The organism is Streptomyces sp. rh34 (assembly GCF_002551245.1).
Taxonomy (GTDB): Bacteria; Actinomycetota; Actinomycetes; order Streptomycetales; family Streptomycetaceae; genus Streptomyces.
On sequence record NZ_NTGZ01000294.1, the window covers coordinates 1 to 8,772 of the forward strand.

Annotated in this window: 9 protein-coding genes; 6 read left to right on the forward strand and 3 right to left on the reverse strand. The window is 72.8% G+C overall.

Translation table 11 applies throughout. The features are described 5' to 3' along the window. Nucleotides 1–22: 22 nt before the first annotated feature. The gene (locus CR470_RS32855; RefSeq protein ID WP_097871118.1) at nt 23–1,093 is read right to left on the reverse strand and encodes a DMT family transporter; all 1,071 of its coding nucleotides are present in this window, start codon (nt 1,091–1,093) and stop codon (nt 23–25) included. 74 nt (nt 1,094–1,167) lie between these two features. Here CR470_RS32855 and CR470_RS32860 point away from each other — a divergent pair, with 74 nt between their 5' ends. Then, nucleotides 1,168–2,082: a LysR family transcriptional regulator gene (locus CR470_RS32860; protein ID WP_097871111.1), complete on the forward strand. Its 915-nt coding sequence runs from the start codon at nt 1,168–1,170 to the stop codon at nt 2,080–2,082. 92 nt (nt 2,083–2,174) lie between these two features. On the opposite strand, the gene CR470_RS32865 is transcribed toward CR470_RS32860, so the two are convergent. Beyond that, the gene (locus tag CR470_RS32865) at nt 2,175–2,645 is read right to left on the reverse strand and encodes a pyridoxamine 5'-phosphate oxidase family protein (protein WP_097871112.1); all 471 of its coding nucleotides are present in this window, start codon (nt 2,643–2,645) and stop codon (nt 2,175–2,177) included. Between the two features lie 189 nt (nt 2,646–2,834). On the opposite strand from CR470_RS32865, the gene CR470_RS32870 reads away from it, so the two are divergent. Beyond that, entirely contained in the window at nt 2,835–3,515 is a 681-nt protein-coding gene (locus tag CR470_RS32870) for a cysteine hydrolase (RefSeq protein WP_097871113.1), read from the forward strand. Here the strand turns inward: CR470_RS32870 and CR470_RS32875 are convergent. Beyond that, on the reverse strand, nt 3,502–3,960 hold the full coding sequence (locus CR470_RS32875; RefSeq protein ID WP_097871114.1) for a Rieske (2Fe-2S) protein: 459 nt from the start codon (nt 3,958–3,960) through the stop codon (nt 3,502–3,504). The genes CR470_RS32870 and CR470_RS32875 overlap by 14 nt on opposite strands. 358 nt (nt 3,961–4,318) lie before the next feature. On the opposite strand from CR470_RS32875, the gene CR470_RS32880 reads away from it, so the two are divergent. The 4 genes from CR470_RS32880 to CR470_RS32895 all read left to right on the forward strand — a co-directional run. Continuing rightward, nucleotides 4,319–5,602 (forward strand): AAA family ATPase, encoded by a 1,284-nt coding sequence (locus CR470_RS32880; protein WP_179892452.1) that lies wholly within the window; start codon nt 4,319–4,321, stop codon nt 5,600–5,602. 185 nt (nt 5,603–5,787) lie between these two features. Continuing rightward, nucleotides 5,788–7,452, forward strand: a complete 1,665-nt coding sequence (locus CR470_RS32885) for an ATP-binding SpoIIE family protein phosphatase (RefSeq protein ID WP_097871115.1) — start codon at nt 5,788–5,790, stop codon at nt 7,450–7,452. Nucleotides 7,453–7,557: 105 nt separating this feature from the next. Next, nucleotides 7,558–8,433, forward strand: a complete 876-nt coding sequence (locus CR470_RS32890) for a HipA family kinase (RefSeq protein WP_097871116.1) — start codon at nt 7,558–7,560, stop codon at nt 8,431–8,433. Then, the coding region (locus CR470_RS32895) for a DUF3037 domain-containing protein (protein WP_097871117.1) at nt 8,430–8,772 on the forward strand (343 nt) is incomplete at its 3' end. The genes CR470_RS32890 and CR470_RS32895, both read left to right, overlap by 4 nt.

Consider the following 8,772-nt stretch of genomic DNA (forward strand, 5'->3'; position numbering starts at 1 on the left):
AGATGTGTATAAGAGACAGCCGTCAGCTACGGCTGAGGCCGCCCGTGCCCGCGCCGGGTGTGTCGGCTCGGTCGGCCGTGCCCGGTGCGTCGGCTCGGTCGGCCGCGGGCCCCGGAGCGGCGGAGGGACGGGCCCGACTCTGGGTGAGGGCCGCCCCGACGAGGACGATCAGAGCCCCGACCGGGGTGTTCCAGCTCAGCTGTTCGCCGAGCAGCGTGACGCCCGCAGCCGTCGCGATCACCGGGATGAAGTACGTGACCATCTGGGCCGTCGTCGGACCGACCTCCTGGACCAGGCCGTACTGGAGCAGCACCGCGAGGCCCGTGCCCAGCGCGCCCAAGGCGAGCACCGAGAGGGTCGGGAGCAGCGGGAAGGACGTGGGGGCCGAGGTGAACAGCGGTGTGACCACGGCAAGTTGCAACGTACCGAGGAAGAGCTGGCTGCCCGTCAGCGTCAGCGTCGACGACCCCGTTCCGGCCAGGGTGCGGCGGACGTAGATCCAGCCGACCGGATAGCAGAACGAGGCGAGCAGCGCCATGCCCGTACCCGGCAGATCCAGGCCGGAGAAGCCCTGCCAGGCGCCCAGCACGGTGAGGACGCCGAGGAAGCCGACGCCGAGACCGGCCACCCGGCGGCGGGTCGGGCGGTCCTCCGACAGGGCGACCACCGAGAGCGCCATGCCCCACAGCGGTGAGGTCGCGTTGCAGATCCCGGCCAGCGTCGAGGGGATCGTCAGCTCCGCGTAGGAGAAGAGCGAGAACGGCAGCGCGTTGAGAAGGAGTGCCGCGACCGTGAGGTGCCCCCAGGTCCGGGCGGAGCGCGGCAGCCGCTCCCGACGCATCGCCATGGCGGCGACCAGCACCGTCGTACCGGCCAGCAGCCGGCCGAAGGTGACCTGGAACGGGGCGTAGCCCTCGGTCCCGACCTTGATCAGCAGAAAGCTGAACCCCCAGATGAGCGAGAGCCCCGCGAACCGGATCCGCCAGTCGAGGGCCGGGCGCCGCGCGGCGGGCGCGGTCGGGGCGGTCGGGGCGGTCGGCGGGGGAGGTGCTGACGCCGGGGCCGTGACCCTCGGCTCGCAGGGAGCGCTCATGAGGTCCACCCTGGCGAAGATGACGTCGTAGGACAAGCGAATCTTTCTGTGCTCGTTCGCGTAGCATTGCTTATATGTTGAACCTGGAGCGGCTGCGCACGCTGGACGCCCTCGCCCGGCACGGCTCGGTGAGCGGGGCGGCCGACGGGCTGCACGTCACGACGTCGGCGGTCTCGCAGCAAATGGCGAAGCTGGAGCGAGAGGTGGGGCAGCGGCTGCTCGCGAAGAACGGCCGCGGCGTCCGCCTCACCGATGCCGGCCGGCTGCTCGCGGACCACGCCGCCCGGATCCTGTCGCAGGTGGAGCTGGCCCAGTCGGACATCGAGGCGCAGCGCGGCGAGGTCGTCGGCGAGGTGCGGATCAGCGCCTTCCCGACCGCGGCCCGCGGGCTGTTCCCCGCGATGCTCACCTCTCTGCGCGCGGACCACCCCGACCTCACCGTCCGCACCCGGGAGCTGGAGCCCGAGCAGGGGCTGCGCGCGGTGCTCCGCGGCGACGTCGACCTGGCCGTCGTGCTCGACTGGAGCAACAAGCGGCTGCCCGTGCCCGGCGGGCTGGCGAAGGCCGAACTCCTCGACGACGCACCGGACATCGCCATGCCGGCCGGACATCCGCTGGCGGAGCGTGACGAGGTGGAGCTGGAGGACTTCGCGGACGACCCGTGGGTGTCCTGGCCGGAGGGCGAATTCTGTTACGAGTGGCTGATGTTCACCCTGCGTTCCCGGGGCATCGAACCGCGCATCGCCCACCTGGCCGGTGAACACCACACGCAACTCGCCCTGATCGCAGCCGGGTTCGGCGTCTGCGTGGCCCCCCGGCTGGGGCGCGGCCCGGTCCCCGAAGGGGTGCGACTGGTACCGGTGCGGCAGACCATGCGGCGGCACGTCCACGCGGTCTGGCGCACGGACGCGGACCGCCGCCCGTCGGTCCGCGCCGCGGTGAAGGCGCTGCGGGCGGCGGGCGCGGGCGTGTCGGCGGGCAGCGGATAGGGGATAGCGGATAGCGCGTAGGCCAGGGCCAGGGCCAGGCGCAGAGGCAGGGAGGCAGAGGCAGAGGCAGAGGCAGAGGTAGGGCTAGGGGCTCAGGCGAGATCGGCGAGCTTGCGGAAGTCCCAGGAAGTGATCGTCTCCGGGGTGAGTCGCAGCCAGGCGTGCCGTCCGTCGTGCGGCATCTCCGTCATGCCGAAGTACTTCACGGGAAACAGCCGCTCCGGCTCGGCCAGTTCGGGGCAGGGCTCACCCGTGCGGGGTGCCTCGCCGACGAACTCCGCCCGGCCGGTCAGCTCCACGCCGCGCAGTTCCCCGTACCCCTCGCCGTCGTCCACGACCACGGCGATCCTGGCGTCCCCGCGCAGCTGGGACCAGCGCAGGCTGCGCGTGATGGAGTACAGCCAGAGGGAGCCACCGTCCCAGACGAACCAGAGAGCCCCGATGTGCGGGGCCCCGTCGGAGCCGAGCGTCGCCACCCGGCAGGTGCGCTGTTCGCCGAGATAGGCGTCCCGCTCCCCGGGCGTCATCATGATCCGGCGGCCTCGTCGCTGGGTATCGGTCATGACCGCCCTCTCCTGAGATCTGACTGGTTGTCAGGAATGATGGACGCCCTTCCCTCGTGACGCAATGGCCGCTACTCTCGCGCGCCCGGTCCGCGCGCGGAAGTCAGCCCAGCACCGGACGGCGGACACCGGGAAGGAGAGCCGGACGTCAGGAACGGGAGCCGGACACGAGGAAAGGGAGGCACGCCCGTGCCGTCGAGACCATCACAGGAGCGGCTCGCCGAGCTGCTCGACCCCGCCACCACCGTCCTGTTGACCGTCGAGTGCCAGCGGGGAGTCGTGGGGCCGGACAGCGCCCTGCCCGAACTCGCCGCCGTCGCCCGCTCGTCGGGCGCGCTCGCCCACATCGCCCGCCTCGTCGCCGCCGCCCACCGGAGCGGCGTCCAGGTGATGCACGCCATCGCCGAGAGCCGGCCCGACGGTCGCGGCGGCAACCACAACGCCCGGCTCTTCCACGCCGCCGCCCGGCTCCCCGTCCAGCAGCACACAGGCAGCACCGCCGTCCACGTCGCGCCCCCCATCGAGGTGGCCGACGAGGACCTCGTCGTCCGGCGGCTGCACGGCCTCTCGCCCCTGGCCGGGACCGACGTCGGCCCGCTGCTGCGCAATCTCGGCTGCCGGACGCTCGTCGTCACCGGCGTATCGGCCAACATCGCCATCCCCAACGCCGTCTTCGACGCGGTCAACCTCGGCTACACGGCCGTCGTACCGGTCGACGCCATCGCGGGGGTGCCCGCCGACTACACCCCCGCGATGATCCGCAACACGCTCGCCCTCGTTGCCACCGTCACCACCACCGACGCCGTTCTCGGCAGCTGGGAGCGACCGCGCGAGCAGGGGGCGGGGCAGGGGGCGGCTACGCCAGCCTGATCGAGTCGCCCTCGACGGTGATCTCACGGGCGGGCAGCGGTCGGGTAGCGGGTCCGCCGGTCGGGCTGCCCGTGGCGGCGTCGAACGTGGAGTTGTGACAGGGACACGTGATCGTGCCGCCCGAGACGTCCTTGACCGCGCAGCCCTGATGGGTGCACGTGGACGAGAACGCCTTGAACTCGCCCGGCTGCGGCTGGGTCACCACGACCTTCTGCGCGGCGAAGACCACCCCGCCGCCCTCCGGGATGTCCGCGGTCGCGGCGAGCACCTCTCCGACCTTCCCGCCGCCGCTCCCGGGCTGCTCGACCGTGTCCGACCCTTCCGGCCCTTCCGAGCCGTCCGATCCCCCGCACGCGGTGAGGGCGGCGGCCGCTCCGGCCGCTCCCACCGCGGCGACGACCGTGCGGCGTCCGAGGAGGCTCCGGCGCTCCTGCGTTGCGCTCATCGCGGCATTCCCTTCGTCGGTGTCCCTGTCCTGATGGCCTCGGTCAGGGGTACGTGCCCCGGGGCCGCGATGTTCACGCCGGGATGCGGGCGCGCTGCTGGACGGTCCGTCGGCCGGGGGTAGTTTCGCCGACATCTGCCGCCGCCATCAGGGGAGTCCACGTTGGTGCTGGTCGGACGCACCGGAGAACTGCACGCCCTGCTCGACGCGATGGCCCACCCGCCGTCGGTCGCCCTGATCGAGGGGGAGACGGGCGTCGGCAAGACCCGGCTGATCCGGGAGGCCGTCGGACGCCCCGCGCCCGGACCCGTGGGCCCGCCCAGCGCACGGGTCCTCGCCGGCGCCTGCCCACCGCTGCGTGAGCCCTTCCCGTACGGTCCCGTTCTTCGACGTCCTGCGCACCCTGGAGGGTGCGATCCCCGAACGGCTCAACCCGGTCTGCGGGGCCCTGCGCCCCTACCTTCCCGAACTCGCCGGCCAACTGCCGCCCGATCCGGACCCGTCGCTCGACCCGCAGGCGGCGGCCCACCGCCTCTTCCGGGCCGTGCGGGCACTGCTCGCGGCGGTGTCCCCGGTGGCCGTCGTCGTGGAGGACCTCCACCGGGCCGACGACGGCACCCGGGACCTGCTCCGCTTCCTGACCGACGACCCGCCGCCGGGCCTCGCCACCGTCCTCAGCTACCGCCGCGAGGACCTCAGGAGCGGGCCGCTGCCGTTGGGCCGCGCCTACCGGCACCCGCCCGGCGTCACCTCGGTGGTCCTCCCGCTGAGACCGCTCGACGTCGCCGGCGTCAGGACCCTCACGGCGGCGCCGACCGGCCGTGACGTCCCCGCCGCCGTGGCGGACCGGCTGCACGAACGGACGGCCGGCATCCCCTTCGTCCTCGGATTCGTCCTGGAGGAACCGGGCGAACTCGACGGATTCCAGGGGGCGGTGCCCCTCCTCATGCGCGATGCCATGGCCGAACGGGTGGCGGGCCTCTCGGAGAAGGCGGCGGCCGCCGTGCGCGCCGCCGCCGTACTGCAGGTGCCCGCCGCCGAGGAGCTGATCGGCGCGGTGGCGGGCCGGCGCGGAGACGAGGCGGCCGACGCCCTGCGGGAGGCCCTGCGCGCGGGCGTGCTCCACGACTGCGGCGACGACCGCTACGGCTTCCGGCACGGCCTGGCCCACCGGCGCTCCAGCCGGCTGCTGCGCCGCGTCGTCTCCTCCGAGACCTCCGCCGAACTGCCGGACGCGGTACGGGGGGAGATCCGGCTCAACCTGGGACTGCTGCTCAACAACCGGGCGGGCCGCCACGAACAGGGCCGAGGTCTCCTGCTCCGCCTTCTCCGGCGGCCGGCCGCTCCGCTTCGCCGGCTGACAGCCGTACGCACGGAACACCGCGAGCCGCCGCGGGCCCGGAAGTCCCCCGGACCCGCGGCGGCTCGCCGTGGTGACCGACATGCCCCGGGAAGGTCTTCCGGCGGCGGCTTCCATGACGCCTCGGCGAGTGGGCCGGCGCGTGCGCTCGCTGTGACCTCCTGGTCACGGGGGAACGGACCGGTGATCCGATCCTCCGTCGAGATCGCGACAGCCGCGCAACCGCCACCGAGCCGCGCTCCCGATCCTTCCCTGGAGCACAGGGATGGGCTGACGTGGTGAACCGCCTTCGAAAGAACGCCGTCGTGTAGGTGCGGGGGTATGGTTCTATCCGGCCAGGCAGACGCGGGACGGGAGGCTCGTTCGTGCGAGAAGGCGATCGCAGACGGAGCCCGCTGCGTGCGCGGAGCGGGGCCGCGGCAACGCTCTCCCGGCGCCGTCGAAGCGCGACATCGGCCGTCCGTTCCGTGATCCGCGACCACCTGGAGTGGCTCAACGAGGCGAGCACGAGCATCGGGACCACACTCGATCTGGAGCGCACCGCACAGGAGTTGGTCGAGTTCGCTGTGCCCCGGCTGGCGGACGGCGGCGCCGTCGACCTGCTGGAGTCGGTGCTCCGCGGCGAGGAGGGGGTGCGGGCGGACGCCCAGCCGACCGTCACCCGGGCCATCGCCGTGGCCGTCATCGACGCGCTGGCGAATCTGGAGCCGGACGCGGTCGGTGAGATCTCCCTCTACAAGGAGAGAGCGGTGGACCGCTGCCTGACCGAGCGGGAGCCCGTGCTGATCGCCCGGCTGAGCGCCGACGACTACGGATGGGTGGCCCCTACAGCCGAAGCGGCGGCCCTGCTGCGCGACGGGGGAGTGCACAGCTACATGGCGGTGCCGCTGGTCTCCCGGGGCGTACTGCTGGGGGTGGCCGATTTCATTCGCGCGGGCAACAGGCCTTCCTTCACCGACACCGATCTCGCGCTCGCGACACAGCTCGCCTCGCGGGCCGCTGTCTTCCTGGACAACGCACGCCTGTACGGGCAGGAGCGGGAACGCCTCGTCGCCCTCCAGCGCAGCCTGCTCCCGCGTGCCATGCCGAGCACACCGGGCCTCGACGTCGACGCCTGCTACGCCCCGCCGACGGACACGAGCGGCGTCGGCGGGGACTGGTACGACGTGGTGGCTCTGCCGGGCGGCCGGAGCGCCCTGATCGTCGGCGACGTCATGAACCACGGCCTGTCGGCAGCGGCGACCATGGGGCGGCTGCGTACGGTGGCGCGCACGCTCATGGCCCTGGACATCGCCCCCGAGCACACCCTGGCCCGCATGGACCTGGCCGCCCGCGACCTGGACGACGACCAGGTCGCCACCTGCCTCTGCGCGGTCTACGATCCTGCGACCAGGGACTACACCCTGGCGAGTGCGGGACATCCGCCACCGCTGCTGGTCGACGCCGCGGGGTACGCCACGCACGTCGACGTGCCGCAGGGCGCACCGCTCGGCGCCGGCGTCATCCCGTACACCTCCGTCCGTCTGCCCGCGCCCGCGGGAAGCCGGCTCGTGCTCTACACCGACGGGTTGTTCAAGACCCGCACGGATGATGTGGACACCCAGCTGGAGAGGCTGCGCGACACCGTGTCGCGGACGGATCCCGCTCTCCTGGGCACTCTGGTCACGTCCGGGGTGGGACCCGGCACCCGCTTCGACGAGGCCGTCATGCTGATGGCCACCTGTCACTCGGTCCCCAGCGGGGGCGACGTCGTCGTCTGGAAGCTGCCGTCCGACGCCACCGCTGCCTCCGCCGCGCGCCGGCTGGTCAGGGAGCAGCTCGACCGGTGGAAGCTGGCCGGGCTGGCCGACACCACCGAGCTCGTCGTGAGCGAGCTGGTCGGCAACGCCCTGCGTTACGGAGGCGGCCCCGGTCAGCTGCGACTGCTGCGACACGACCGGTTGACGGTCGAAGTCACCGACTCGGGAGCGGACCTTCCGCATATCCAGCCCCCGACTCTCAGCGATGAAGGCGGCCGGGGCCTGCAGCTCATCAACATGCTGTGCCGACGCTGGGGCTCCTGCCGGACGCCCACCGGCAAACTGGTCTGGGCCGAACAGGACGTCACCCCCTCTGCCTCCGACGCCGGCTGACGTCCGTCGTGACCTTGGCGCGGTGACGCGGACGCTCCTCGTCCGCAATCACCCTCGGTTACTATGCTCACTTCATGCCGGAGGCAGAGATGGGCGGCCTGGAGAATGCTGGAAGAAGTCACCGCGACCCGCTATGTCACGCCCCTGCGTGAGGGTGGTTCGCTCCCCGGGATCGTCGAGGCAGACGACCTGGGCACGTACGTCATGAAGTTCACCGGGGCGGGCCAGGGCCGCAAGACGCTCGTCGCGGAGATCATCTGCGGGGAACTCGGCCGTCGGCTGGGACTGCGGGTGCCCGAGCTGGTGACCATCGAGCTCGACCCCGTCATCGGACTCGCCGAGCCCGACGAGGAGGTGCAGGAGCTGCTCCGCGCGAGCGGCGGACTGAACCTCGGGATGGACTACCTGCCGGGCTCGTTCGGGTTCGATCCGCTCGCCTACGAGGTCGGGGCGGCCGAGGCCGGGCGGGTCGTCTGGTTCGACGCGCTGATCAACAACGTCGACCGTTCCTGGCGCAACCCCAACCTGCTCGTCTGGCACGGCGACCTCTGGCTCATCGACCATGGCGCGACCATGATCTGGCACCACAACTGGCCCGGCGCCCAGGCCTCCGCCGCCAAGCCGTACAACGCCTCGGACCATGTCCTGGCGCCCTTCGGGCCGGACGTCGCGGCCGCGGCCGCCGAGCTCGCCCCGCTGGTCACCGAAGAACTGCTCGCCGAGGTGGCCGCCGACGTGCCGGACGTCTGGCTGGCCGACGAGCCCGGCTTCGCCTCCGCCGACGAGGTGCGCCGGGCCTACATCGCGCCGCTGCTCGCGCGGGCCGCCGACATCCACGAGCGGATCACCCTGGACGCGCCGGCCGCGACCCGGCCCTCCCAGGCCCCGGGCTGGCTCACCGAGCGTCTGCCTCCCCGGCAGAAGCCCGGCGGCGACCGGGCCGCGGCAGTCGCCGGTACCGCCGAGGAGGACGGCCGATGACGCGGCGCGACGTCTTCGAGTACGCGCTGCTGCGCGTCGTGCCCCGGGTGGAGCGGGGGGAGTGCTTCAACGCCGGGGTGCTCGTCTACTGCCGGGCCCACTCGTTCGTCGCCGCCCGTACGCACCTCGACGAGGCGAAGCTGAAGGCGCTGGACCCGGGGGCCGACGTCGTCGGGGTGCGGGCCGCCCTGCGCGCCGTCGAGGGGGTCTGCGGCGGGGGCGTGGGCGCCGGTCAGGCGGCGGGCGACGACGCGGGGCGGCGGTTCCGCTGGCTGATCGCCCCGCGCTCCACGGTCGTCCAGCCCGGCGCCGTGCACAGCCTGTCTCTTATACACATCT

What these genes read in the sequence shown, in the direction of transcription:
- CR470_RS32865 (WP_097871112.1), bottom strand. Translation starts at nt 2,645, where the DNA reads ATGACCGATACCCAGCGACGAGGCCGCCGGATCATGATGACGCCCGGG.
- CR470_RS32890 (WP_097871116.1), top strand. Translation starts at nt 7,558, where the DNA reads ATGCTGGAAGAAGTCACCGCGACCCGCTATGTCACGCCCCTGCGTGAG.
- CR470_RS32875 (WP_097871114.1), bottom strand. Translation starts at nt 3,960, where the DNA reads ATGAGCGCAACGCAGGAGCGCCGGAGCCTCCTCGGACGCCGCACGGTC.
- CR470_RS32855 (WP_097871118.1), bottom strand. Translation starts at nt 1,093, where the DNA reads ATGAGCGCTCCCTGCGAGCCGAGGGTCACGGCCCCGGCGTCAGCACCT.
- CR470_RS32860 (WP_097871111.1), top strand. Translation starts at nt 1,168, where the DNA reads ATGTTGAACCTGGAGCGGCTGCGCACGCTGGACGCCCTCGCCCGGCAC.